This is a genomic window from Pelagerythrobacter rhizovicinus, from assembly GCF_004135625.1.
GTDB classification, from domain to species: Bacteria; Pseudomonadota; Alphaproteobacteria; order Sphingomonadales; family Sphingomonadaceae; genus Pelagerythrobacter; species Pelagerythrobacter rhizovicinus.
In genome coordinates this window covers 1,003,529-1,028,323 of record NZ_SDPV01000002.1, presented here as the reverse complement: position 1 = coordinate 1,028,323, position 24,795 = coordinate 1,003,529, and the positions used below count along the sequence as shown (strand labels likewise).

Here is a 24,795-nt window from a genome sequence, read left to right as displayed (position 1 = left end):
AATGCCAGATGAGGATGCGCCAATCGGGCGCAGCACCTAGCCGACATGGTCCAGCGGATTCACCGGTGTTCCGTCGCGTCGAAGCTCGAGCGTCACGACAGGTGCATCGACGGCCGCGATGCCGAGCGGGGCGCCCGACACCAGATCCTCCCCGAGCTCGACATCGATCCGGGAAAGGCCGGTAACCAGAGTCGTCCACCCGCCCTCGTGCTCGATAATGACGATCCGGTCGTAGCCGCGGTAGGCGCCCGCAAACGCGACGCGGCCGCTGCCCGGGGCGACCACCTGCGCAGCGGGCCGAGGCGCGAGCGAGAGGCCGTTGCTGCGCAGCCCCGCAGGGGAGATCGCGCCGAATCCCACGACCGTTCGCCCGACCACGGGGAGCTGGAAATCGTCCGGCGGTGCGGTCGCGGACGGCATTGGCACGGGGCCGGCGACGGCCGAAACGCGCGCCGACCCGGGGCTCGCCGGCCGGATGACCGGGCCGGGGAGCGCGGCCAACTCGCGGCGCAATGCGCTGGCATCGTCGAGCGTCTCGATCAATGCGTCCAAATCGCGCGCCTCCTCCGCCAGTGCGAGAGCACGCTCGGCCTCCCGATCGGCGATACCGGTCGCGCGGCGGGATTCGAGGCGCTGCCGGCTTTCGAGCGCAACCAGCCGCTGCCGGCGTGCGCCGAGCTCGCCCTCACTCTCCCGCAACGCGGCGAGCGCCCGCTGCGCCTCGGCCTCGAGGCGCTGCCCCCTGGCGATCTCGGCGCGCAGCGCGGCAGTGCGTTCGCGCACTTCGGGAATCGTCGTTTCGAGCAAGGCGCGAAGGTAAACCGTCTCGCGCAGCGAACCGGGCCGCAGCGCCGAAAGCGCGAGCGGCCGGCGTGCGAACTTCTGCAGCGCTGCCGTCAGGCGCAGCAATGGTTCGCGCCGTTCGGCGAGACGCATGTCCAGCCGCCGCCGCTGCCCATCGACCAGCGCCAGTCGCGCCTCGGCAGCGGCAATATCGGCTTCGGCCTGCTGAATCCGAGCCGCGAGCGCCGCGGCCTCTCGCGCTGTCTTCTCCGCCGCTTCGGTCGCGGCACGCGCTTCCGCTTCGAGCCGGACCCCGCGTGCTTCCGCGGCCCGCGCGGCCTCCTGGGCGCGCACCAGGGCGGCGCGTGCATCGTCCGGCTCCGAGAGACCATCGACCCGCTGAGCCGCCGCAATACCGCCAAGCGCCGCGGCAGCGGCAAGGGCGATCAGCGCGGGGACGATCGGGCGGAGCGGCATCGCGCTATCCTGCCCGATGATAGGGATGACCGGCAAGAATCGTGGTGGCGCGATAGAGCTGTTCGAGCAGCATGGCGCGCGCGAGCAGGTGCGGCCAGGTGGCTCTGCCGAAGGCAAGCAGGACGTCCGCCTCGGCGCGCTCGTCGGCCGAATGGCCGTCAGCGGCGCCAAGTACGAAGCGCGCCTCTCGCACTCCCTCGTCGCGCCAACGGCCCAGCAGCGCGGCGAGCTCCTCGGAGGAAATCTGCTTCCCGCGCTCATCGAGCAGCACGGTTCGCACAGGCGCCTGTGGATCGGGCACTTTGCCCCCGGCCTCAGGCAGTTCGGTGGACCTGAAGGGCCAGGTCAGCCGCTTCTCGTAGCGCGCGACGAGATCGGCTTCGGGCGAGCGCCCGATCTTGCCGCGCGCAACGACATGCAAGAGCATGGGTTCGCCTGACTCAGGCGGTTCCGGCGGCCACGGGTGGAGCGTCGCCGAACGCCCACATGCGTTCCAGATTGTAGAAGCTGCGGACTTCCGGGCGGAACAGGTGGACGACGACGTCGCCAGCGTCGAGCAACACCCAGTCGGCCTGCGGCAGCCCTTCGAGCCGCACAGGCCCATGGCCTTGTTGCTTGATCTTCTCGGCGAGCTTCTGCGCGATCGCGGCCACCTGCCGGGTCGAACGGCCCGAGGCAATAACCATGTGATCCGCAATGCTCGACTTGCCCGCGAGCGGGATCGAGACGACCTCCTGCGCCTGATCATCCTCCAGTTGTGCGAGGACGAGTGCGTGAAGCGAGCCCGGCTCCGCTTCGGCCGTCGGTGATGCTTCCTGTCCGGACATGGACGTTTGCGCCTGGTTCATAGGCGAATATTACGCTCCTGACGATTGCGAAGAAAAAACGCGGAGGCAGCGATGCGCATCATGGCGCCTGCACGCGCTCCCCCCGGGATATGGGGAATATTCGGCGGAATGTAAGCTGGTCGCGCGGCGGAACCTGCGAGTAGCGCCCGGCCCACTCGGGGTCGGCACGGCGGATGGCCGTGGCCGATCGGGGATCCGGATCGAAACGCAATGTCACCAGGCTCGGCGCACTCCATTCGCCCCTGTTCCTGAACTCGGCAGCCTCGACCCGATGCCGACGCAACCATGCCGTCGCGGGGCTTGCGATAGCTTCCCCATCATAGCCGGGCCGGGCAATTACCGCAATCGGCATCGCGCGCGCTATGCCGCGCCAATCCTTCCACTGGTGGAACTGCGCGAGATTGTCCGCGCCCATGAGCCACACGAACTCCCGGTCCGGATAGCGCCGGGTCAGCGCCCGCAGAGTATCTATCGTGTACCGCGTGCCGAGCTCGCGCTCGATCGCCGTGACGCGAATCGGCGCACGACGCGCCAGACGTATTGCGGACTTCACCCGTGCGGGGAGCGGCGCCATGCCCGCCCTCGGCTTCAGCGGATTGCCCGGCGAGACCAGCCACCAGACTTCGTCCAGTCCCAGCTCCTCCGCGGCGAACAGCGATATCCGGCGGTGCCCGCCATGGGCAGGGTTGAAGCTTCCGCCGAGCAGACCGATCCGGCGCGCGTGCATCAGGGGGAGATCGGCCTGGGACGGCCGTTCGCGATCAAGCCCATGACGGCGGCCTAGCAGTGGCGGCGGAGCCTGTCAGTCGTGGATTCGCCTTCCCGCGAAGTGGAGCCCATTTGCGAACAACTTGAGTTAATTTCGTAACCCGGAAACGATTCAGCCCGCGAGTCGTTCGATTCGCCCCTTTGCCTCGCTCCGCGATTCGACCCGCGGCGACTCGCGTGGTAGCGGCCCCGCCGGGATAAAAGGACGGCATAGGGGTCGTAATTGGTGACTAGCTCAACCGTAGGCGGATGGGTGGACCGCCTTCGGGCTTGGTTCCCGGATCGCGAATTCTTCATGCGATCTCAGGGACAGGTCCGCTTCATCCGGATTTCATCACGCGTGCAGATGACCGCCGCGGCGATCGTCACCATAGCGTTTGCCGCATGGATGATCAGTCTCGCGATCATGGCCTGGAGCCAGTTCCGCGCGGAAGCGGATCGCATGTCGCTGCTCGAGCGCGAGGCGAAAGTCGCGACCTCGGAGGAGCGGCTCGACGCCTATGGCGACGATCTTACCGCAGTCGCGAAGGATCTCGAACAGCGCCAGACGGTGCTCGAGGAGATGGCCGAAATGCTGCCCGAAGACATCAAGGGGCAGGCGCCGGTCAGCGATTCGACCGGCGAGACGGCCGAAACCGTCGCCAAAGTCAGCGCGGTCTTCCCCGAAGCGCGGTCGCTGGCCCAGATCGAAGCCCGCCAGCTCGCGCTGGTCGAGAAGATGACCCGCTTCGCCGATCATCGCGCGGAGCGCGCCGCCGCCGCGATGCGCAAGCTGGGACTGGATCCCTCCGCGATCCTGCGCTCGGCGCACCGGGATGCGATGGGTGGTCCGCTCGAACTGCTCCAGACCGGCGTCGACGGCAAGGCCGACCCCCGTTTCGAGCGCCTCGGCCTCAGCCTAGCGCAGATGGCGGCTCTCGAGCAGGGTCTCGACGGCATTCCCCAGTTCGAGCCCGCGAACCTCAAGTATATCTCGTCCGGCTTCGGCTATCGCCGGGACCCGTTCACGGGCCGCGGCGCCATGCACAAGGGCCTGGACTTTCGCGGGCCCGTAGGCGCTCCGATCTATGCCGCGGCAGAAGGCCGCGTGACATTCGTCGGCCGCAAGTCGGGCTACGGCAACGTGGTCGAGATCACCCACGGCAACGGCCTGACCACCCGCTATGCCCACATGTCGAAATTTTCCGCCCGCGTCGGCCAGCAGGTCGACACCGGCGACGTCATCGGCGCGATCGGCAACACCGGCCGCTCGACCGGCCCACACCTCCACTTCGAAGTCCGCATCAACGGCCGCGCGGTCAATCCGCGGCCCTTCCTGGAGACAGCCCCCGATGTTCTCAAAGAAGCCAGAGCCCGAGTCGGCGGGAGCAACGCCGATGGCTAGACCTTCCGCGCCGTCCAGCTCCACCTTCTCCGTGATCGGCGCCGATGTGGCGATCAAGGGGGATGTGTCGGCTTCGAGCGAGCTCCATGTCGATGGTCGCATCGAGGGCGACATCGCCTGCGAATCGCTGGTGCAGGGCGAATCGAGCGTGATCGAAGGCGCGATCAGTGCCGAGACGGCGCGGCTCGCCGGTAAGGTCAGCGGCTCGATCACCGCACGCCAGCTGGTCGTCCTGAAGTCGGCCCGGGTCGAGGGCGACGTGCACTACGACGCCCTGACCATCGAGCAGGGTGCGCAGGTGGAGGGCCGCTTCGCCCACCGCATGCCCAGCCAGCGCTCGACCGACAAGCCGGCTGCCCCTGTGGCGAGCGACGACGGCGAACCGAAGCTGACATTGGCGACCTGACCGCCGGCCAACCGGCAGCCCTCTACTGAGTCGCAGCGTCCTGCAGCACTTCCGCGCGCAGGGTCTTGCGATCCAGTTTGCCGATCATCGTCTTGGGCAGTTCCTCGCGGATGACGACGCCGGAAACACGCTCGTGCTTGCCGACGCGCACGTTGAGCCAGTCCTGGAGTTCGGCCGCGGTGGCTTCCGCGTCGTCGGCCAGGGTTACGTAGGCCCGCGGTGTTTCCCCGCGATAAGTGTCGGGAACGCCGATCACGAGCGCTTCCTTGACTGCCGGATGCTCGAGCAGAACGGCCTCGACCTGGCTCGGGAAGACCTTGAACCCGCCGACGGCGATCATGTCCTTGATCCGGTCGACGATGGCGATGAAGCCGTCTTCGTCGATTTCGGCGACATCGCCGGTGCGCAGCCAGCGCGTGCCGTCCACGTCGGCGAAGGCGTTCTTCGCCGCGTCGGGCCGGTTCCAGTAGCCCTGCATGATCTGCGGTCCGGAGATGACCAGCTCTCCCGGCTCGCCCTCGGGTGCGGGTTTCGTGGGGTCTTCCTTGTCGAGCAGCATCACGCGGGTCTGCGGGATCACCTGCCCGATCGTGCCCGGCTTGCGCAGCCCTTCATAAGGGTTGGTCGAGACGACGCCCGCGCTCTCTGTAAGCCCATAGCCCTCGACCAGCCGCGCGCCGCTTGCGGCTTCGAACTTCTCGCGTACCGGCGCCGGAAGCGGCGCGCCGCCGGAGATCGCCACCTTGAGGGAAGAAAAGTCGGTTCGACCGATTTCCGGATGATCGAGCAGCGCCTGGAACATCGTCGGCACGCCGGGAAACGCCGTAGCGCGCGTCCGCTGGATCGTCCGCAGCACCTGCTTGGCTTCGAACCGTGGCACCATGGCGATGCAGCCGCCCTTCGCAACCGTGCGGTTGAGCACACAGGTGTTGGCGAAGACATGGAACAGCGGCAGTGCGCCCATGATCACATCGGGCTCGCCGCGATCGAAAGGGTCGATCGCATCGACCTGCATCGCGTTGACCGACAGGTTGGCATGCGTGAGCATTGCCCCCTTGGGACGGCCGGTGGTGCCGCCGGTATATTGCAACAGCGCCAGATCGGCGGGCGAGACGCGAACGGCGGTCGGCTCGCCGCGCGCCACCGCATCCCACTCGCGCACGCCGGATCGTGACGGGATCGCCGAGATGCTCTTGCGGCCCAGCAGCTTGAGTGCGAATCGCTTCAATGGTGCGAGCATCGCCCCCAGGCGGCCGACCACGAGCGTTTCGAGCGACGAGCGGTCGAGAACTTCGAGGGCGGACGGCAGCAGACTCGCGGCATCGATCGTGACAAGCAGGCGCGCACCCGAATCCTCGACCTGCTGGTTGAGTTCCTCGACCGTGTAGAGCGGCGAGAAATTCACCACCACCGCGCCGGCCATCATCGCGCCGTAGTAGGCGGAGACGTAGATCGGCACATTGGGCAGGAACAGCCCTACCCGATCACCGCGTGCGATGCCGAGTTCCTGCAACCCCGCCGCAAAGCGCCGCGCTTCCTGATGGAGCGCCTGGTAGGAATAGACCCGGCCGAGAAAGTCGACCAGCGGCGCGGCGGGCCGCCGCTCCGCCGTTCGCGCGAAGAGATCGGGGAGCGTCACCGGTTCGAACGGCGTGTCCCACGGGGCTGCGTGCTGATAAGGCGCCTTACTGACATCCATGTCAACATGGATGCGCGAGAGCGTGCGCCAGGGCAAGGACTTTCTGAAAGCAGGCGGCGGCGGCGCAATTAGCCGCTCGCCCGCGCGCTCCGTCGCTCCAGCGAAAGCCGGAATGGCAGAAGAAGGAGACCGGCCCTCGCGTCGGCGAGGTCCGACAGCCTCAGAGCTGTTCGTCGCCCTCGTTCTCCGCAGCGCGCCGGGCTTCGAGCCAGGCGGCGGCTTCGGCTTCTTGCGCGGCTTCGGCAGCGGCCTTCTCGTTCGCTTCGCGCTCGGCACGTAGCTCGGCGATCAGCTTGTCGCGGTCGGTCCCCGAATCGAACGGCGCAGCTGCCTCAGCCTCTTCGGTTCCGGCCTTCTTCGCGGCCTTGGCCACGACCGCGTCAAGCTCGCGCTGCGAGCACAGGCCGAGCGTTACCGGGTCCTTCGGCTGGATGTTCTGGATGTTCCAGTGGCTACGCTCGCGAATCGCGGTGATCGTGTTGCGCGTTGTGCCGATCAGCTTGGAAATCTGCGCGTCCGAAATCTCCGGATGGTTGCGCAGGATCCAGGCGATGCCGTCGGGCTTGTCCTGCCGCTTCGACACCGGGGTGTAGCGCGGGCCCTTGGTCCGCGTGACCTCGACCGGCGCGCGCTGCATCTTGAGCGCGTAGCCCGGATCGGCCTGGCCGCGTTCGATCTCCTCCTGCGTCAGCTCGCCGGAGTGGATCGGGTCGCGCCCGGTGTACTTGCTGCCCGCGAGGTCATCGGCCATCGCCTGGACTTCGAGAATGTGCAGGCCGCAGAAGTCGGCGATCTGCGTGAAGCTGAGCGAGGTATTGTCGACCAGCCAGGTGGCGGTCGCATGCGGCATCAGCGGGGTGGGTTGCGCCATGATCGAAACTGTCCTGAAAATATAAGGGCCGCCCCTCGCGGAGCGGCCGTTGCCCGGGCGATTTAGGCGATGCGACCGGCGAGGGCAAGCCTTTCGGCCCCCGCCCCACGGAAGCTCAGGCCGCGAGCGGCTCCGCGTCGAGGGCGGCAAGTCCGGCGAGAAACTGATCGGTCGCGGCATCCCACGAATAGCGCGCGCCCAGTTCGGCGCAGTCCGCGCGGTCGCTGAACACGGCGCCAGCGATCGCCCGGTCGAGATCCTCGGATAGCGCACCGACGCGGTCGGTCACGATGTCGCGCGGCCCGGGCACGGGAAACGCCGCGACCGGAGTGCCGCAGGCGAGCGCCTCGATCATGACCAGCCCGAACGTGTCGGTCCGGCTTGGGAAGACGAAGACGTCGGCATGGGCGTAGCAACCGGCGAGCGCCCGACCGCTGCGCCTGCCGAGGAAGTGCACTTCCGGGAACTTGGCGCTGAGTTCGGCCAAAGCGGGACCGTCGCCGACGACGACCTTGCTGCCCGGATAGCTGCCGCCCAGAAACGCCTCGAGGTTCTTCTCCACCGCGACCCGGCCGACATAGAGCTGGATCGGGCGGGGAAGATTCCCGAACTCGGGCGGTGGCGGTGCGTCGCGATTGAAGCATGTCAGATCGACCCCGCGGCTCCAGGGATGGAGGCGGCGCAGCCCATGCGCCCGCAGTTCCTCGCGAATGCTCTCGGTCGCGACCAGCACCTGGCGCGAAGGCGCATGGAACCAGCGGATGTAGCGCCAGAACAGCGCCGGCGAGAGCCCTGTGCGCCGGGCGACGTACTCGGGAAACTGCGTGTGGTAAGCAGTCGTGAAAGGAATGCCGCGCACCGTGCAGAACCGCCGTGCGGCAAGCCCGAGCGGCCCTTCGGTCGAGACGTGAATCGCATCGGGCGCCAGGGCCGTGAGCCGCCGACCGATCGCGCCGGGCAGCGGCATCGCCAGGCGTATCTCGGGATAAGTGGGGCACGGCATCGAGCGGAAGCATTCGGGCGAGATCACCTCCACCTCGTGCCCGCGCGAGCGCAGGATGTCGCATGTCGCAGCCAGTGTGCGCACCACGCCGTTCATCTGCGGCGCCCACGCGTCGGTGACGATGGCGATCCGGTGCGGATAGGGCCGCACGGTGTCCGCTTCGGCCATGAATGCCTCCATCCGGCTCATGCCGCCGCCTTGCGTGCGGACGAAGCCACGACGTCAAACCGTGCGCGGCGCGCCATTTCCTCGGGCCAGTGGAGCAGTTCCATGCGCCCGTCGAAGTGCTCGACCAGCGCGGTGCAGCCTTCGACCCAGTCGCCGTCGTTGTAGTACTCGACGCCCTCGAAAGTGCGGATCTCCGCCGTGTGGATATGACCGCACACGACTCCATCGACGCCCCGCTCCGCAGCGGCGCGGGCGACAATCTCCTCGTAGCGGCTGATGAACTCGACCGCGTTCTTGACCTTGTGCTTGGCCACCTTCGACAGCGACCAGTACGGCAGCCCGAACGCCTTGCGCACGAGGTTGACCCAGCGGTTCAGCCCCATGAGCAGGTGGTAGAGCACGTCGCCGACCACGGCGAGCCACCGGTGTGCGAGCATGATCGCGTCGAATTCGTCGCCATGAAGCACCATCAGCCGGCGTCCGTCGGCCGTCTCGTGGAACGCGGCGCGGCGAATCTCGACTCCGCCGAAGTTCATGCCCGAGAACGGGCGCAGCATCTCGTCATGGTTGCCCGGGATATAGACGATCCGCGTCCCGCGCTTGGCGCGCTTGAGGATGCGCCAGACGACGTCGTTGTGCTCCGCCGGCCAGTAGACCTTCTTCTTCAACCGCCAGCCGTCGATGATGTCGCCGACGAGGTACATGGTCTCGCTGTCGGTGCTGTCGAGAAAGTCGATCAGCATTGCGGCATTGCACCCCTTGGTGCCGAGGTGGATGTCGCTGATCCAGATCGTGCGGAACCGTCGTCGCTTGCCGGCAACCGGCTCGGGAATCGCGCTTCTTACCGGTGGCAGACTCGCCACCGCCGCCAGTTCGGCCAGTCCGCCCGGAAGCCCTTTGATCCGTTCTTCGCCCATCGCCCGCACTCCGCTAGCGAATGCATTTCACGTCCGGCAGATGACAGGCAATTGTTACAGGCGATTCACGATTCAGTGACGCTTCGGCGAAAGCGTGACGGTTCTGCGTCAGACGTTTGGCACGTAATCCGCCATCGACATGTGTCAGCTTTCGACCTCAAGGACGATCTTGCCGATGTGGGCGCCCGCTTCCATCCGAGCGTGGGCGGCGGCGGCTTCGGCGAGAGGGAAGGTGCGGTCCGTCACCGGGCGCAGCTTGCCCTCCTCGAACAGCGGCCAGGCGTTCTTTTCGATTTCGCCCGCGAGCAGCGTCTTGAACGCATCCGACCGAGGGCGCAGCGTCGAGCCGGTCAGCGTGAGGCGGCGGCTCATCACCACGGCCATGTTGAGTTCCGCCTTTGGCCCCCCGAGCACCGCGATGGTCACATGCCGGCCGCCCTCCGCCAGGCATTTCAGGTTGCGCGGCACGTAGTCGCCCGAGACCATGTCGAGCACCAGTTCGACGCCCTTTCCGCCGGTGAAGGCCTTCACCTCCTCGACGAAGTCCTGCTCGCGGTAGTTGATCGCGAGATCCGCACCGAGGTCCCGCGCGGCGGCGCACTTGGCCTCGTCGCCGCAGGTGACGATCACGGTCAGCCCGAACGCCTTGCCGAGCATCGTCGCCATCGTGCCGATCCCGCTGGTGCCGCCGTGGACGAGCAGCGTCTCGCCTTCGCGCGCCCAGCCGCGCTCGAACACGTTGTGCCACACGGTGAACAGCGTCTCGGGAATCGCCGCCGCTTCGGCCAGCGGCATGCCGTCCGGCACAGGCAGGCAATGGCCGATATGAGCGAGGCAATACTCCGCATAGCCCCCGCCCGAAACGAGCGCGCAGACCTTCTCGCCTACGTAGTCCTCGGGCACGCCCGGGCCGACCGCGGCGATCACGCCGGAAATCTCGAGTCCCGGTATCGGCGAAGCCCCGGGCGGCGGCGGATAGTTGCCCTGGCGCTGGATCACGTCGGGTCGGTTGACCCCGGCATAGGCGACGCGAACCAGCAGCTCGCCCTCCCCCGGCTCCGGAACCGGCACCGTCTCCGGCCGCAGCACCTCGGGCCCGCCGGGCGCCTCGTATCCGATCGCGGTCATCTCGCGTGGCAGGTGCGCCGTCATTCGCCTTCCCCCTGTGGCAGTGCCGTCACGCCTGCGCACCTAACGCGCTGCCCCATTGACAGCAAGCGCGCCGCCTTGCGACATTGCGCGCAATGGATGAGGACGATCGTCCGCGCCCCCGGGGTGATGCCGCGAGCAAGCTCGCCGCCGACGACCTTTCGCCCTACTCTCAGGACGAGCTGGCCGAACGGGTCGCACTCCTCGAAGCCGAGATCGCACGAGTCGAAAAGCACCGGCTGAAGGCGGCGGCGCATCGCAATGCGGCGGACTCGCTGTTCCGAAAGCCGGGCTCGTGAGCGGCGCGGTTCTCAATCCGAGGTGCCGCACCCATATAGGCCTGGTTAACAACGTCCGGTTACATTCCCCCAGCAGGGAAACCCCGCTTTTCGCCACGAAAGTCCGCTAGATGCCCAGTTTCGCCCAGAACCTCGAGAAGACCCTCCATGCCGCGCTCGCCAGCGCGAGTGAGCGGCGGCACGAATATGCCACGCTCGAGCACTTGCTGCTCGCGCTGGTCGAGGACGAGGACGCGGCGCAGGTGATGAACGCATGCGGCGTCGATCTCGACGAGCTGGGCGAGGCGGTGCGCCAGTATCTCGATCAGGAGTACCAGTCGCTCAAGACCGAGGACGACGGCGATCCGCAGCCGACCGCCGGCTTTCAGCGGGTGATCCAGCGCGCGATCCTGCACGTGCAGTCGAGCGGCAAGGACACGGTGACCGGCGCCAACGTGCTGGTCGCCCTGTTCTCCGAACGCGACAGCTATGCGGTCTACTTCCTGCAGCAGCAGGACATGAGCCGGCTCGACGCAGTCAGCTTCATCAGCCACGGCATCGGCAAGGGCGGCAAGCAGCTCGAAAGCCGCGCGCCGCAGGGTGCCGACGAAGCCGGCAAGGCGGAAGAGAAGGCCGACAACAAGAAGGAAACGGCGCTCGACCAGTTCACCGTCAATCTCAACGCCAAGGCGGAGGCGGGCAAGGTCGATCCGCTGATCGGCCGCGGGCCCGAGGTCGACCGGACGATCCAGATCCTCTGCCGCCGCAGCAAGAACAATCCGCTCTACGTGGGCGATCCGGGCGTCGGCAAAACGGCGATCGCCGAAGGCCTCGCACGCAAGATCGTCGAAGGCGAAGTGCCCGAGGTGCTCAAGGACGCGGTGATCTACTCGCTCGACATGGGCGCGCTGCTGGCCGGCACGCGCTATCGCGGCGATTTCGAGGAGCGGCTGAAGCAAGTCGTGAGCGAACTCGAAGGCATGCCCGACGCGGTTCTGTTCATCGACGAAATTCACACCGTGATCGGCGCCGGCGCGACCAGCGGCGGGGCGATGGACGCCTCCAACCTGCTCAAGCCCGCGCTGTCGAGCGGCGCGATCCGCTGCATCGGCTCGACGACGTACAAGGAATTCCGCAACCATTTCGAGAAGGATCGCGCGCTGCTGCGCCGGTTCCAGAAGATCGACATCAACGAGCCGACGATCGAGGATACGGTGAAGATCCTGCGCGGCCTTCGGACCGCGTTCGAGGATCATCACAACGTCAAGTACACGCCCGACGCACTCAAGACCGCGGTCGAGCTCTCGGCGCGCTACATCAACGACCGCAAGCTTCCGGACAAGGCGATCGACGTGATCGACGAAGTCGGCGCGATGCAGATGCTCGTGCCGCCGAGCCGCCGAAAGAAGAAGATCACCGCGCGCGAGATCGAGGCGGTGATCGCGACGATGGCGCGCATCCCGCCAAAGACGGTGTCGAGCGACGACAAGAAGGCGCTCGAGAACCTCGAGCGGGACCTCAAGCACGTCGTCTTCGGGCAGGACGAGGCGATCCAGCGCCTTTCGACCGCGATGAAGCTCAGCCGAGCGGGGCTGCGCGATCCGGACAAGCCGATCGGCAGCTTCCTGTTCACCGGCCCCACCGGCGTCGGCAAGACCGAAGTCGCGCGCCAGCTCGCGAGCATCATGGGGATCGAGCTCAAGCGCTTCGACATGTCCGAATACATGGAGCGTCACTCGGTCAGCCGCCTGATCGGCGCGCCTCCGGGCTATGTCGGGTACGACCAGGGCGGTCTGCTGACCGATGCGGTCGACCAGAACCCGCACTGCGTGCTGCTTCTCGACGAGATCGAGAAAGCGCATCCAGACTTGTTCAACATCCTGCTGCAGGTGATGGATAACGGACGTCTGACCGATCACCACGGCAAGACGGTCGACTTCCGCAACGCCGTGCTGATCATGACGACCAATGCCGGCGCGGCGGACATGGCAAGCCAGGGCATCGGCTTCGGCAACGTCAGCAAGGAAGATGCGGGTGAAGAGGCTGTGAAGCGCATGTTCACGCCCGAATTCCGCAACCGGCTCGATGCGATCGTGCCGTTCGCCTACCTCGGCAAATCGACGGTCGCGCGCGTGGTCGACAAGTTCATCCTCCAGCTCGAGCTCCAGCTCGCCGAGCAGAACGTGCATATCCAGTTCGACAAGGACGCGCGTGAGTGGCTGGCCGACAAGGGCTACGACAGGCTCTACGGCGCACGGCCGATGGGCCGCCTGATCCAGGAAAAGATCAAGCAGCCGCTGGCGGAGGAACTGCTGTTCGGCAAGCTCGCCGAGGGCGGCGAGGTCCACGTGAGCGTGAAGGACGGCAAGCCGGCCTTCGAACTCACGCCTGCGGCGCCTAAAGCCAAACCGAAGCGAAAGACGAAGAAGGCGGCTGCGAAAAAAGCCGAGCCTGAAGCTGACGCGAGCGAAGGTGTAGACAGCGGCGAAGAGTGAATTCGCGCAGAATCACGGAAGCTCTTCCGCCGTCGTTCCAGTCCTTCGTCATCCCAGCGCAAGCTGGGATCGGGTGCGGCAATGTCCGACCTGGAGGAGAGCGATCCCAGCTTGCGCTGGGATGACGGTGGTGGCGGATCAGGCTAACCGGCGGATGCTCGCTGCATCACCGCCCGAACCGGCTGGAACCGCCCGGCATTACGCGTCATTCTGACAGGCATGGCGCACGACTTCGAATGGATCCGGCCCGAGCCGCACGGCATCCATGTCGTTCCCGCCGATTGCTGGATCGATCCTTCCGAGCCGGTGACCCGCGCGCTGGTGACGCATGGCCATGCAGATCACGCGCGCGGCGGGCATGGGCGGACGGTCGCCACGCCCGAGACGCTCGCGATCATGAAGTTGCGCTACGCGACTTCCGATGGCGCCGCGCCGGTCGGTTACGGCGAAACGATCCGCTTGCCGGGCGGCGTGGATGCGACGTTCGTTCCCGCCGGGCACGTGCTCGGGAGCGCGCAGATCCTGCTCGAGCATGCGGGCGAGCGCGTGATCGTGACCGGCGATTACAAGCGCTGCCCCGATCCGACCTGCCCGCCGTTCGAAGTGACGCCGTGCGACGTCTTCATCACCGAGGCGACCTTCGGGCTGCCGGTGTTCTGCCATCCGCCCATCGAGACCGAGATCGGCAAGCTGCTCGACCGCCTCACCGCGCATCCCGAGCGCTGCGTGCTGGTCGGCGCCTACGCGCTCGGCAAGGCGCAGCGGGTGATCGCGGAGCTGCGCCGCGCCGGCCATGACCGGCCGATCTACCTCCACGGCGCGCTGGAGCGGATGTGCCGGCTCTACGAGGACTGGGGCGTCGACCTGGGCGAATTGCGCCTGGTGAGCGACGCGAAGAAGGAGGACATGCGCGGACAGATCGTCGTCTGCCCGCCTTCCGCGCTCAACGACCGATGGAGCCGCCGCCTGCCCGACCCGATCACCGCCATGGCGTCAGGTTGGATGCGCGTGCGCCAGCGCGCCCGGCAGCGCAACGTCGAGCTGCCGCTGGTCATCTCCGATCACGCCGACTGGGGCGAACTCACCCGCACGGTCGAGGAGGTGAATCCGCACGAGACCTGGATCACCCACGGCCGCGAGGAGGCACTGCTGCGCTGGCACCAGCTCCATCAACGCCGCGCCCGCGCGCTGGCGCTGGTCGGGTACGAGGACGAGGATGACTGAGGGGCGCCCGCGTTAATGGAGGAGTTCGCCGCCCTGATCGACGCGCTGGTCTATACGCGCAGCCGCAACGAGAAGCTGCAGTTGATCGCCGACTACCTGCAGGCGACGCCCGATCCCGACCGCGGATGGGCGCTCGCTGCGCTGACCGGCGAGCTCGACTTTCCCGCGGTCAAGGCGAGCACGATCCGCAACCTGATGCACGAACGGGTTGATCCCGTCCTATGGACCCTGAGCCGCGATTTCGTGGGCGACACGGCCGAGACCGCGAGCCTGCTGTGGCCGGCCGGCGAATCGCCGCCCGATCCGCCGAGCGTGTCGGAAGCGGTCGAAGCGCTCACCGCGATGACCCGCCGGAGCGTGCTCGCCGAATTGCCGGCCCTGCTCGACCGGCTGGACGCATCGGGCCGGTTCGCGCTGCTGAAGCTCGCCACCGGCGCGATGCGGATCGGGATTTCGGCCCGGCTCGCCAAGATCGCCTTCGCCCAGGCTTTCGACGTCGGCGTGGAGGAGGTCGAGGAGTACTGGCACGGCCTCGCCCCGCCCTACCGCGCGCTCTTCGCCTGGGCTGCCGAAGGAGCGCCGCCGCCGGATACCGGCAGCCTGCCGCTGTTCCGCCCGTTCATGCTCGCCCACCCACTGGACGACACGATCGTCGATCTCGAGGACTACGTCGCCGAATGGAAGTGGGATGGTATCCGCGTCCAACTCGTGCGCGTCGGCGGTGAGCAGGGGGAGACGCGCCTTTACTCGCGTTCGGGCGACGACATCTCCGGGACCTTCCCCGAATTCCTCGACGCCCTGCCGATGGACGCGGTGCTCGACGGCGAACTGCTCGTGCGCGGCGTTCATCAGGGCGGGGAGAAAGGCGGCGCAGCGAGCTTCAACGCGCTCCAGCAGAGGCTCGGCCGCAAGACCGTCTCCAAGGCGATGCTCACGGAGTTCCCCGCCTTCATCCGGCTCTATGACGTCATGATCCTAGAGGACGACGATCTGCGCGACTTGCCGTGGACGCAGCGCCGCGCCCGCCTCGAGGCCCTCATGGCGCGGCTGCCCGAGGATCGTTTCGACCTGAGCCCCGTGGTCGACGCGGAGCATTTCGACCACCTCGCCGAGATCCGCGCGGGCGCACGCGACGATGCGATCGAGGGGCTGATGCTCAAGCGCAAGGACAGCCCCTATATCGCCGGGCGCAAGACGGGCTTGTGGTACAAGTGGAAGCGCGATCCGCTGCTGGTCGACTGCGTGCTGATGTATGCCCAGCGGGGGAGCGGCAAACGGTCGAGCTTCTATTCGGACTATACCTTTGGCTGCTGGGACGGCGATCCCGACGCGGGCGCCGATCTGCTGCCCGTGGGCAAGGCCTACTTCGGCTTCACCGACGAGGAACTGCGCAAGATCGACCGCTACGTCCGCAATCACACGGTCAACCGCTTTGGCCCGGTGCGCGAGACCGACAGAAGCCTGGTGTTCGAAGTCGCCTTCGATTCGGTCCACGCGAGCAAGCGCCACAAGTCCGGCCTCGCCATGCGCTTCCCCCGCATCCACCGCATCCGCTGGGACAAGCCCGCCCACGAAGCCGACCGCATCGACGCCTTGCGCGCGCTGGTGCGGGATTGAAATCGCCTCGCCCCGACGGCAAGGCCGACAGGCCATGCATCGCTACGATCTCCCGCGCCGCGCGCTCGCCTATGGCATAGCGGGACTCGCCGGGTTCGTAGACGCGGCGGGCTTTCTTGCAGCGGGCGGCTATTTCGTGTCGTTTATGTCGGGGAACACTACCCGGTTCGGCGTCGAGGCTGCGACCCGATCCCCGGCAGCATTGGTGCCGATCCTGCTGATCGTGTGCTTTGTGAGCGGCGTCGCGGCCGGTGCGGTGGTGGCGGAGCGCAGCGGGACGCCGAAGCGATCGGTCCTCATGCTCTCGACCATCCCGATCGCCGCGGGCGCGGTCAGCCATGCGCTCGGGCTGATCGCGCTGTTCGTGGGCGCGTCGGCGCTGTCGATGGGCGCAATCAACAACGCGTTTCGCCGCGAAGGCGAAGTTGCCATCGGCGTGACCTACATGACGGGCGCGCTGGTGCGCTTCGGCGAGGGTCTGGCGGCGAGGCTCATGGGCAGGCCGGCCCCGGGCGCCCTGTGGCATCTCGTGCTTTGGGCGAGCCTTGCCGCCGGCGCTGTGTTGGGCGCCTGGGTTACGATCGCATTGCCCGCCCTTGCGGCCTGGATACCACTGGCGTGGGTGGCAGGCCTGTGTCTTGCCACCAGCCGGATCGAACGCGCCCGTACCTAAGGTCGGTGCGCGTCCGGGAGCTGGATCAGCTTCTCCCGCGAAGTTGCGCCGCGCAACAGTTGCAGCCGCGAGGCGCCGATCCCCAGAGCCTTGCCGAGCAGCGCCAGCACCGCGGCGTTGGCCGCGCCATCGGTGGGTTTCGCGCGCACTTTCATCAGCAAGCGGCCGTTCTCGATCGCCACGCTTTCGCTCCGCGCGCCCGGGGTGACCCGCAGCGCCAGCCGGCCTTCGCTATCGGCAAGGGCGCGGATCGTCTGCGCCGCAGGGAAATCAGCCTTCGGGCGCGCCATCGAGCGCCGCCGCGTGCGCCTTCCCATTCTCGACATAGTGCGCGACGCCTGCGCGCATCCCGGCAATCGCCGCATCGTCGAGGTCGCGCATCTTGCGCGCCGGCCGCCCGCCCCAGAGCTCGCGCGCGCCCATCACCTTGCCTTCGGTGAGCATGGCGCCCGCGGCAAGCATAGCGTCGGTGCCGATCACCGCCTTGTTCATCGCGATCGCGCCGAGCCCGACGAAGCCGCGGTCCTCGATCGTGCAGCCGTGGACCATCGCCATGTGCCCGATCAGCGCGTCGTCGCCGATGATCAGCGGCGAGCCTTCGGGATCGCCCGGACGTTCGGGGTCACAGTGGAGCACGCTCCCATCCTGCACGTTGGTGCGCTGCCCGATGACGATGCGGCTGACGTCGGCACGCAGCACGCAGTTGTACCAGACCGAGCTGTCTGCGCCGATCTCGACCTCGCCGATCAGAACGCAGCCGGGCGCGACGAAGGCGCTGTCGTGGATCTTCGGCGTGCGGCCGTGGATCGGGATGATCCGGACTCCGGGGCGGTGTGCGCTCATGCCTTGTGCTCCTGCCATTGCTCGGCGGTGAGGCTGTAGAGGATCGTCGGCCGATCCTCTTGCGGGTAGGCGGGATCGTCGAAATCGAGATCGCGCCGGCGGATCATGCCGAGCTTTTCCATCAGCTTCCAGCTTCCGACGTTCGCTTCGCTCGTCAGCGCGACGACATGCGGCGCGCCGACCCGGCCGAAGGCCCAGTCGAGCACCGCGCGCATCGCTTCCTCCGCATAGCCGCGCCGCCAGCGATCCTCGCGTACAAGCCAGCCCACTTCGTGATCGCCGGGATTCTTCGCCAGCGGATTGTCGACCCGCTTGATGCCGCAATGACCGACCATCTCGCCGGTCGCCTTCTCGATCATGAACAGGAAGCTGAAGCCCTCCTGCGCATAGAGAGCCATCCCCTTGGCGTGTTTCGCCTCGATCTCGTGCAGTTCCTTGACGCCGCCGAGCCGCGCCATGACCGTGGGGGTGTCGAGCAGGCGATACTGGAGCGCGGCGTCGCCCTCCTCGATCGTGCGCAGGACCAGCCGCTCGGTCTCGGCGACGATGTCAGCCATCGCGGCTTTCCCATGCGGCGCGGTCGATCGAGTAGACGATCGTGTCGCGCCACGGCGGATCGTAACGTTCGTCGGGATAGTCGAGCTCTTCGCGCCGGCGCATGCCGAGGCGGCGCATCAGGCCCCAGCTCCCCGCGTTGCCTTCGACCGTGAGCGCGACGACCTTCTCCGCACCGAAGCGGCCGAAGGCAAGCCCGAGCGCCGCGGTTGCGGCTTCCTTCGCGTAACCCTGCCCCCAGGCGTCCTCGCGCAGGCGCCAGCCGATCTCGACCGCGCCGGTGACGGTCGAGCCCGGCGCGTCGGCACGCTTCAGCCCGCAGAAGCCGAGCAGCGCCCCGTCGGCCTTGCGCTCGACCACCCAGAAGCAAAACCCGTTGCGCCGGCCGCTGCCTTCGACCCGCTCGCGCTGCGCGGCCATGCCCGCCTCGTCGAGCTCGCCTCCGAGCCAGCGCATGACTGCGGGCGTGTTGGTGTGACGGAAGAACTCGGCCCAGTCCTCCTCGCGCCAGTCGCGCAGGACGAGCCGTTCGGTCTCGTGCCGGAATCCAGCCATGTCTATGCCCCCAGCAGCCGGGCGGCGTGCGCCGCGTGATAGGTCAGCACGCCGCTGCATCCCGCGCGCTTGAAGGCGGTGAGCGTCTCGAGCACGAGCGCGTCGCGATCCCCCGCGCCGGTAGCCGCCGCGGCCTCGATCATCGCGTATTCTCCGCTCACCTGGTAGGCGAAGACGGGCACTTCGAAGCGCTCCTTCACCCGGCGGACGATGTCGAGGTAAGGGAGCCCCGGCTTGACTATGACGCTGTCCGCCCCCTCCGCGAGATCAAGCGCCACTTCGCGTAAGGCCTCCTCGCCGTTCGCAGGGTCCATCTGGTAAGACCTTTTGTCCCCCTTGAGCAGCCCGCCTGAGCCCACCGCGTCGCGGAACGGTCCGTAGAACGCGCTCGCGTATTTCGCGGCGTAGCTCATGATCTGGACGTTGTGGTGTCCGCCCATTTCGAGCGCCATGCGGATCGCCTTCACCCGCCCGTCCATCATGTCCGAGGGCGCAATGACGTCGGCCCCCGCCTGGGCCTGGTTGATCGCCTGGTCCACCAGAACCGCGACCGTGTCGTCATTCACGACATAGCCCGTCTCGTCGAGCAGCCCGTCCTGGCCGTGGCTGGTGTAGGGATCGAGCGCCACGTCCGTCAGGATGCCGATGTCGTTGCCGCAGGCGTCCTTGATCGCCTTGATCGCGCGGCACATCAGGTTGTCGGGGTTGAGCGCCTCGGCCCCGTCGTCCGAGCGGCGGCCGGGCTGGGTGTTGGGGAACAGCGCCAGGCATGGGATGCCGAGCCGGACGGCTTCCTTCGCGCGGGCGGCGACGCCATCGACGGACCAGCGCGAGACGCCGGGCAGGCTCGCGACCGGCTCCTCCACCCCCTCGCCGTCGGTGACGAACAGGGGCCAGATCAGGTCGGCCGGCGTCAGCACGCTCTCACGGTACAGCGCGCGGCTCCACGAACTGGCCCGTGCGCGGCGCATTCGCAGGTTAGGATAGGAGGCGGTCATGCCAGCCTGTTGCCGCAAAGCCGCGCCCGGTTCAATCGGCAGCAGCCGTCATCCCACGCGCTTGGGAGTCTCGAGCTTGTCGATCTCGCGCACCGGCTCGGAAGCGGCGGCTTCGGTTGCTGTCGGAGCGAGATCGCCCAGCGCGGCACCGGCCTCGACGGTCTTGAGATTGGCCAGCGCGGCACGGAAACGGCGCAGCTCGGCACCCGAAAGCTGCGCCCGGGTGACGAACTTCACCGAGGCGGGGTTAACCGCGCGGCCGCCGCGATACATCTCGTAGTGCAGGTGCGGGCCGGTCGAGAGGCCGGTCGAGCCGACGTAGCCGATCACCTGCCCGCGGCGTACGCTCTGTCCGCTGCGCACGGCGATGCGGCTCATGTGGCAATAGCGCGTGGCGAGCCCGCCGCCGTGGCTGAGCCTGACCGCCTTGCCGCAGCCGCCCGCGCGCCCGGCGCTGGCGACGCGGCCGTCGGTCACCGCGACGATCGGCGTGCCGTAGCTGGCGCGAAAGTCCATGCCGGCATGCATGCGCTTGTAGCCGAGGATCGGATGGCGGCGCATACCGAAATTGGATGAGACCCGACCGGGTACGGGGGCGACAAGTCCATTGCGCTGTTCGCCCACGCCCGAGGCTTCGTAGAAGCGCCCTTCCTCGCCCCACCGCATGAGCTGGGTCGCGGGCTCCCCGCCGCGTTCGATCCCCGCATAGAGAAGCTGCCCTGCCTGGCGCTCGCCGGTGGCGGCGCGGCGGTACTGCACGATCATGTCGAACGTATCGGTCGCGCGCACCGCGCGATCGAGATCGACCTGCTCGCTGAGCGCCTTCAGGTACTGCTGCACCGCGCTCGCTGGAGCGCCCGCAGCGCGCATCGAGCGGTAGAGGCTGCTGCCGACGGTGCCGCGGATGCGCAGCGGCGTCTCGTCGACGCGGATCGGCTTGCGGGTGAGCGACAGATGGCCGGCCTCGTCGCGGGTGACGGCGAGCGCGAGATCGAAGCGGGCGCGGAATTCGAGCGCGTCGAGCGGACGCGCCGCCCCGGGCTGCGGGCGGCGCCCGAGCGTGATGTCGACTTGCGTTCCGGGCTCGATAGCCTCGAGCGGAACCGAACCTGAGACGAGCTCGGCGACTCTCTCCGCATCGGTTGTGCCGACTCCTGCGCGCCGCAGCATGCGCTCGAAGCTGTCGCCCCGCGCCAGGGTGGCAAGCAGCGCGATGCTGGGGCGTTCGGGGGCGGACTTGAGCGGCACGACCGCGGCAGTGGCGCCCATCCGCCGCCCGCTGTCGGACCCGAGAGCCAGCGGCGTGATCATCTGGCTGCGAAACTCGTCCCGCGCCGGATCGTCCAGCGTCATCGCAGGCGCCGCCGCCACCGGGGCGAAGTCGGGCCACAGGGCAAGTGCGGCCGCGGACAGGCCGATCAGCGTGGCCATGCCGCGGAACCAGCGGCGGCTGCCGATCTGCTCGGCTAGATCGGGAGCAAGATCGATCCTCTCGAATACTTCGGAGACGCCCGCGCGCCAGGCGTCGAACCGTTCGGGGAGGCGCCGTGCGCGCTGGATCACCTGCGGCTGCGGGTCGGCCACGATCTGGGAGTGCGAAAGCGCGGCCGGACGCCAGACGTCGCCGCCGGAATCGGCGGAGACGGTCCCGTCGCCAAGGCTCTGCTTGTACACCGCGCCTCCTCCGCAGGCCGCAATGCGTGTTTGCGCGACCTGCCCCGAGCGTGTCCTATGCCGCAATCCCTGCCCGATTAAAGTAAAGACCGCCTTAAGCTGCGGCGGACCGAGTCGTTCGCGCGGCGGCCTGCGGGAACTCGGCCGGGCGGCACCGGCGCGGGTTGCCGCGTGCCCTCCCCGATGCCACATTGGCGGGGTGACCGATGGTACCATCACGGCGGTCCTCGGACCCACCAACACCGGCAAGACCCATCTGGCGATCGAGCGGATGTGCGGCCATTCCTCTGGCGCGATCGGTTTTCCGCTGCGCCTGCTCGCGCGCGAGGTCTACGACCGGGTGGTCGCGATCAAGGGCGAAAGCCAGGTCGCCCTGATCACCGGCGAGGAACGGATCGAGCCGGCGAGCGCGCGCTATTTCTGCTGCACGGCAGAGGCCATGCCGCGGACCGGCGGCGGCCACGCCTTCGTCGCCCTCGACGAGGCGCAGCTTTCGGCCGACCGCGAGCGCGGCCACGTCTTCACCGACCGCCTCCTGCACGCCCGCGGACGGGAGGAGACCATGCTGCTCGGCGCGGCGACGCTGGAGCCGGTCGTCCGGTCGCTGATCCCGCGCGCCGAGATCGTCGAGCGGCCGCGCTTCTCCACGCTGACGCATGCTGGCGCGCGCAAGCTCTCGCGCCTGCCGCCGCGGAGCGCGATCGTCGCCTTCTCGGTGGAGCAGGTCTACGCCGTCGCCGAAATGCTCCGACGCTTCCGCGGCGGGGCGGCGGTCGTGATGGGCGCACTGAGCCCGGAAACGCGCAACAAGCAAGTCGCGATGTTCCAGTCTGGCGAGGTCGACTACATCGTCGCGACCGATGCGATCGGCATGGGCCTGAACCTTGACGTCACCCATGTCGCGTTCGCTTCGCTGACCAAGTTCGACGGCGTGCGCCAGCGGCGCCTGACACCGGCGGAGATGGCGCAGATCGCCGGGCGCGCCGGACGGCACCAGAAGGATGGGACGTTCGGCACGCTCGCGGCGGGCAAAGGCCCCGTCCCCGAGTTCACCGACGAGGAAGTCTACGCGATCGAGGAGCATCGGTTCGCACCGCTGACCAAGCTCTTCTGGCGCGAGGCCGAGCCACGTTTCGACAGCCTGCGCACGCTCATCGCCGATCTGGAGGCGCCTCCACCCGAAGCGGAACTTGCGCCGGCCCCCGAAGCAATCGATCTTGCCGCCCTCAAACGCCTCGCCGACGAGCCGGTCGCGCGTGACGTCAAGGGGCCGGGGTCGGTTCGCCGGTTCTGGGAAGCCTGCTCGCTGCCCGATTTTCGCCAGCTCGGCCCCGACGTCCACGCCCGCTTCATCGCTCGGCTTTGGCAGGACCTGGCGCAAGGATACCTCGGCGCGGACTATGTCGCGGCACGGATCGCCGAGCTCGACCGTGTGCAGGGCGACATAGACACGCTGCAGGGACGGATCGCGGCGATTCGTAGCTGGGCCTATATCTGTCAGCGGCCCGACTGGGTCCTCGCGCGGGACGAAATGGCGGCACGCGCAAGAGCAGTGGAAGCGAAGCTGTCGGATGCGCTACACGCACGCCTGACCGAACGTTTCGTCAACCGGAGGACCACGATCCTGATGAAGAGCCTGGGCACCGATCCTGCGCTGCTGCCCGTCACGCTGGCGGAGAACGGCACATTGCTGGTGGAGGACGAGCCGATCGGCCATGTCGAGGGCTTCCGCTTCAAGGTCGACCACACGGCCAGCCACGGCGATCGCAAGATGCTGCTGGCCGCCGGCGAGAAGGCCCTGCCGCGCATCCTGTCGGACCGCGCCGAGGCGTTGATCGCCTCGCAGATGGAAGGCGTTTCGCTCAATGACGGCGCGATCCGCTGGCAAGGCCAGGATCTCGCACGGCTCGATCCGGGCAGCGACGCGGTGCATCCGCGCATCGTGCCGGTACGCGAGCTCGGCGCCCTGCCCGATACCGCCCGCGAACGGCTGTTGCAGGCTCTCGCCACCTGGCTTGCCGCGACGCTCGCGCCGCTCGAGCCGCTCGCCAGACTCGAGGAGGCGGCGAAGAATCCCGAGGCCGGGTCGCAGGCGCGCGCGCTGCTGCTCGGCCTGATCGGGGGGCACGGCTTCGTCGCCCGCGACAAGGCCGGGATCGAGCATCTGCCGAAGGAGATGCGGCCGTTCCTGCGGCGCCTTGGCGTCACATTCGGCGCGCTCGACGTCTTCGCGCCTGCATTGCTCAAGCCCGCGCCGCGCGCTCTGCTGCACGCCCTGGGTTACGACAGGCGGCCGCTGCAAGAGGCGATGCAGCCGGTCGTCGAAGGCTCGAAGACATCTCCGGCCGGCTATCGCCCCGCCGGCAAGCAGATGGTGCGGGTTGACATCGCCGAGAAGATCCTGCGCGCGGCGCATCAGGCACGTGCGGAGGCGAAGGCGCGGCGTTTCACGCTCGATCCCGCGCTCGCCATCTCGACCGGGCTCGCCCCCGAGAGCTGGCGCCGGCTGCTGGGCGCGGCGGGGTTCCGCTATCTCCCCGCACGCAAGTTGGCGGACGGCGTATTCGGCCCTCCGGCGCCCGACCTGTGGGAGTGGCACGCGGCGCGGCGGCGACAACCTCGGCGCAAGCCCGATCGCGGTCCGCCTGCCAATGGTGCTTTCGCCGCGCTGGCGGACCTCGTGCGGTGATGCGGATCGACCGGCTGCTGTGTCACTTGCGCTTCGTGAAGACGCGCGCGCGGGCACAGTCGCTGGTGGAGGCGGGGCACGTGCGGAGGAACGGGCAGCGGGTCGTCCGCCCAAGCCAGGCGGTTGCGCCGGGCGACGTGCTCACCTTTCCAGTCGGCAAGCAAATACATGTGATCGAACTGCTCGCGCTGCCCACGCGCCGCGGCCCGGCGCCCGAAGCCCGGGCCTGCTATCGCGCGCTTGACCCGGAGGGGCAAACCGCCATAGCAGCGGCTAAACCGTGAACCAGGGCTAAGCCCGCAAAGGAAGCGCTTCCCAATGACCTATGTCGTCACCGACGCCTGCATCAAGTGCAAGTACACCGATTGCGTCGAGGTCTGCCCGGTCGACTGTTTCTATGAGGGCGAGACAATGCTGGTGATCAATCCCAGCGAGTGCATCGACTGCGGCGTGTGCGAGCCTGAATGCCCGGCCGAGGCGATCCTGCCCGACACCGAAAGCGACCTCGAACAGTGGCTTGAGCTCAATGCGAAATATTCGGCCGAATGGCCGAACATCACCAGCCAGAAGGACCCGCCGGAGGACGCCGACGAGCACAAGGGCGAGGAAGGCAAGTTCGACAAGTACTTCACGCCCGAGCCCGGCGAGGGCGACTGATCCGCCGGACCGAAGGCGGGGCGCGGCGTCCCGATTCGGGAGTCTTACTGCGGACTCGCAATTT

General features: G+C 67.9%; 25 protein-coding genes. 10 read left to right on the top strand and 15 right to left on the bottom strand.

Features of this window, described 5'->3' with window-relative positions; all coding sequences use genetic code 11:
- Window positions 1-36: 36 nt before the first annotated feature.
- From ETX26_RS12790 to ETX26_RS12775, 4 genes are all read right to left on the bottom strand, one after another.
- Window positions 37-1,260, bottom strand: coding sequence for a murein hydrolase activator EnvC family protein (locus ETX26_RS12790; RefSeq protein ID WP_129525045.1), 1,224 nt, complete (start codon window positions 1,258-1,260; stop codon window positions 37-39).
- Window positions 1,261-1,264: 4 nt separating this feature from the next.
- Window positions 1,265-1,687 carry a 23S rRNA (pseudouridine(1915)-N(3))-methyltransferase RlmH gene (locus ETX26_RS12785; protein ID WP_129525044.1) on the bottom strand — a complete coding sequence of 141 codons (423 nt, stop codon included), beginning with the start codon at window positions 1,685-1,687 and terminating at the stop codon, window positions 1,265-1,267.
- 13 nt (window positions 1,688-1,700) lie between these two features.
- A complete protein-coding gene (rsfS, locus tag ETX26_RS12780; protein WP_225425772.1) occupies window positions 1,701-2,087 on the bottom strand; it encodes a ribosome silencing factor in 387 nt (128 codons plus the stop codon).
- A 79-nt stretch (window positions 2,088-2,166) separates the two neighbouring features.
- Window positions 2,167-2,835 carry a nicotinate-nucleotide adenylyltransferase gene (locus ETX26_RS12775; protein ID WP_129525042.1) on the bottom strand — a complete coding sequence of 223 codons (669 nt, stop codon included), beginning with the start codon at window positions 2,833-2,835 and terminating at the stop codon, window positions 2,167-2,169.
- Window positions 2,836-3,171: 336 nt separating this feature from the next.
- Between ETX26_RS12775 and ETX26_RS12770 the strand changes: the two genes are divergently transcribed.
- Together ETX26_RS12770 and ETX26_RS12765 are read left to right on the top strand one after the other, a co-directional pair.
- On the top strand, window positions 3,172-4,260 hold the full coding sequence (locus ETX26_RS12770) for a M23 family metallopeptidase (protein WP_129525041.1): 1,089 nt from the start codon (window positions 3,172-3,174) through the stop codon (window positions 4,258-4,260).
- Window positions 4,253-4,666 carry a bactofilin family protein gene (locus tag ETX26_RS12765; RefSeq protein WP_129525040.1) on the top strand — a complete coding sequence of 138 codons (414 nt, stop codon included), beginning with the start codon at window positions 4,253-4,255 and terminating at the stop codon, window positions 4,664-4,666. The genes ETX26_RS12770 and ETX26_RS12765 overlap by 8 nt, the downstream gene beginning before the upstream one ends.
- 22 nt (window positions 4,667-4,688) lie before the next feature.
- Here the strand turns inward: ETX26_RS12765 and ETX26_RS12760 are convergent, their stop codons facing one another.
- The 5 genes from ETX26_RS12760 to ETX26_RS12740 all read right to left on the bottom strand — a co-directional run bounded on the left by ETX26_RS12760 (window position 4,689) and on the right by ETX26_RS12740 (window position 10,476).
- Window positions 4,689-6,365, bottom strand: coding sequence for a long-chain-fatty-acid--CoA ligase (locus tag ETX26_RS12760; RefSeq protein ID WP_129525039.1), 1,677 nt, complete (start codon window positions 6,363-6,365; stop codon window positions 4,689-4,691).
- A gap of 160 nt (window positions 6,366-6,525) precedes the next feature.
- The gene (locus ETX26_RS12755; RefSeq protein WP_129525038.1) at window positions 6,526-7,236 is read right to left on the bottom strand and encodes a DUF1013 domain-containing protein; all 711 of its coding nucleotides are present in this window, start codon (window positions 7,234-7,236) and stop codon (window positions 6,526-6,528) included.
- A 115-nt stretch (window positions 7,237-7,351) separates the two neighbouring features.
- Window positions 7,352-8,428 (bottom strand): glycosyltransferase family 4 protein, encoded by a 1,077-nt coding sequence (locus tag ETX26_RS12750; RefSeq protein ID WP_225425771.1) that lies wholly within the window; start codon window positions 8,426-8,428, stop codon window positions 7,352-7,354.
- On the bottom strand, window positions 8,425-9,324 hold the full coding sequence (locus ETX26_RS12745) for a UDP-2,3-diacylglucosamine diphosphatase (protein WP_191984719.1): 900 nt from the start codon (window positions 9,322-9,324) through the stop codon (window positions 8,425-8,427). Before ETX26_RS12745 ends, ETX26_RS12750 begins: the two co-directional genes overlap by 4 nt.
- Before the next feature lie 144 nt (window positions 9,325-9,468).
- Entirely contained in the window at window positions 9,469-10,476 is a 1,008-nt protein-coding gene (locus tag ETX26_RS12740; RefSeq protein ID WP_129525036.1) for an NAD(P)H-quinone oxidoreductase, read from the bottom strand.
- 92 nt (window positions 10,477-10,568) lie between these two features.
- On the opposite strand from ETX26_RS12740, the gene ETX26_RS12735 reads away from it, so the two are divergent.
- The 5 genes from ETX26_RS12735 (at window position 10,569) to ETX26_RS12715 (ending at window position 16,760) form a co-directional block, all read left to right on the top strand.
- The gene (locus tag ETX26_RS12735) at window positions 10,569-10,772 is read left to right on the top strand and encodes a DUF1192 domain-containing protein (RefSeq protein WP_129525035.1); all 204 of its coding nucleotides are present in this window, start codon (window positions 10,569-10,571) and stop codon (window positions 10,770-10,772) included.
- Between the two features lie 110 nt (window positions 10,773-10,882).
- Complete coding sequence (gene clpA / locus ETX26_RS12730) at window positions 10,883-13,246, top strand: ATP-dependent Clp protease ATP-binding subunit ClpA (protein ID WP_129525034.1); 2,364 nt, start codon at window positions 10,883-10,885, stop codon at window positions 13,244-13,246.
- Between the two features lie 219 nt (window positions 13,247-13,465).
- On the top strand, window positions 13,466-14,470 hold the full coding sequence (locus ETX26_RS12725; protein ID WP_129525033.1) for a ligase-associated DNA damage response exonuclease: 1,005 nt from the start codon (window positions 13,466-13,468) through the stop codon (window positions 14,468-14,470).
- A 15-nt stretch (window positions 14,471-14,485) separates the two neighbouring features.
- Window positions 14,486-16,087, top strand: coding sequence for a cisplatin damage response ATP-dependent DNA ligase (locus tag ETX26_RS12720; RefSeq protein WP_129525032.1), 1,602 nt, complete (start codon window positions 14,486-14,488; stop codon window positions 16,085-16,087).
- Between the two features lie 34 nt (window positions 16,088-16,121).
- Window positions 16,122-16,760: a YoaK family protein gene (locus ETX26_RS12715; protein ID WP_129525031.1), complete on the top strand. Its 639-nt coding sequence runs from the start codon at window positions 16,122-16,124 to the stop codon at window positions 16,758-16,760.
- Here ETX26_RS12715 and ETX26_RS12710 read toward each other — a convergent pair.
- From ETX26_RS12710 to ETX26_RS12685, 6 genes are read right to left on the bottom strand one after another with little or no spacing between them, the layout of a single operon-like run.
- Complete coding sequence (locus ETX26_RS12710) at window positions 16,757-17,050, bottom strand: DUF167 domain-containing protein (protein ID WP_129525030.1); 294 nt, start codon at window positions 17,048-17,050, stop codon at window positions 16,757-16,759. The genes ETX26_RS12715 and ETX26_RS12710 overlap by 4 nt on opposite strands.
- Window positions 17,031-17,603 carry a gamma carbonic anhydrase family protein gene (locus ETX26_RS12705; protein ID WP_129525029.1) on the bottom strand — a complete coding sequence of 191 codons (573 nt, stop codon included), beginning with the start codon at window positions 17,601-17,603 and terminating at the stop codon, window positions 17,031-17,033. Before ETX26_RS12705 ends, ETX26_RS12710 begins: the two co-directional genes overlap by 20 nt.
- On the bottom strand, window positions 17,600-18,160 hold the full coding sequence (locus ETX26_RS12700) for a GNAT family N-acetyltransferase (RefSeq protein WP_129525028.1): 561 nt from the start codon (window positions 18,158-18,160) through the stop codon (window positions 17,600-17,602). The genes ETX26_RS12705 and ETX26_RS12700 overlap by 4 nt, the downstream gene beginning before the upstream one ends.
- Window positions 18,153-18,713 (bottom strand): GNAT family N-acetyltransferase, encoded by a 561-nt coding sequence (locus ETX26_RS12695; protein WP_129525027.1) that lies wholly within the window; start codon window positions 18,711-18,713, stop codon window positions 18,153-18,155. Before ETX26_RS12695 ends, ETX26_RS12700 begins: the two co-directional genes overlap by 8 nt.
- A gap of 2 nt (window positions 18,714-18,715) precedes the next feature.
- Entirely contained in the window at window positions 18,716-19,711 is a 996-nt protein-coding gene (gene hemB, locus ETX26_RS12690) for a porphobilinogen synthase (protein ID WP_129525026.1), read from the bottom strand.
- 48 nt (window positions 19,712-19,759) lie between these two features.
- Window positions 19,760-21,385, bottom strand: coding sequence for a M23 family metallopeptidase (locus ETX26_RS12685; protein ID WP_225425770.1), 1,626 nt, complete (start codon window positions 21,383-21,385; stop codon window positions 19,760-19,762).
- Window positions 21,386-21,584: 199 nt separating this feature from the next.
- Between ETX26_RS12685 and ETX26_RS12680 the strand changes: the two genes are divergently transcribed.
- Genes ETX26_RS12680 through fdxA form a run of 3 tightly spaced genes read left to right on the top strand, consistent with a single transcriptional unit; the run spans window position 21,585 to window position 24,731 of the window.
- Window positions 21,585-24,074 carry a helicase-related protein gene (locus ETX26_RS12680; protein ID WP_225425769.1) on the top strand — a complete coding sequence of 830 codons (2,490 nt, stop codon included), beginning with the start codon at window positions 21,585-21,587 and terminating at the stop codon, window positions 24,072-24,074.
- Complete coding sequence (locus ETX26_RS12675) at window positions 24,074-24,358, top strand: RNA-binding S4 domain-containing protein (RefSeq protein ID WP_129525376.1); 285 nt, start codon at window positions 24,074-24,076, stop codon at window positions 24,356-24,358. Before ETX26_RS12680 ends, ETX26_RS12675 begins: the two co-directional genes overlap by 1 nt.
- Window positions 24,359-24,392: 34 nt before the next feature.
- On the top strand, window positions 24,393-24,731 hold the full coding sequence (gene fdxA, locus ETX26_RS12670) for a ferredoxin FdxA (RefSeq protein WP_129525025.1): 339 nt from the start codon (window positions 24,393-24,395) through the stop codon (window positions 24,729-24,731).
- Window positions 24,732-24,795: the final 64 nt, after the last annotated feature.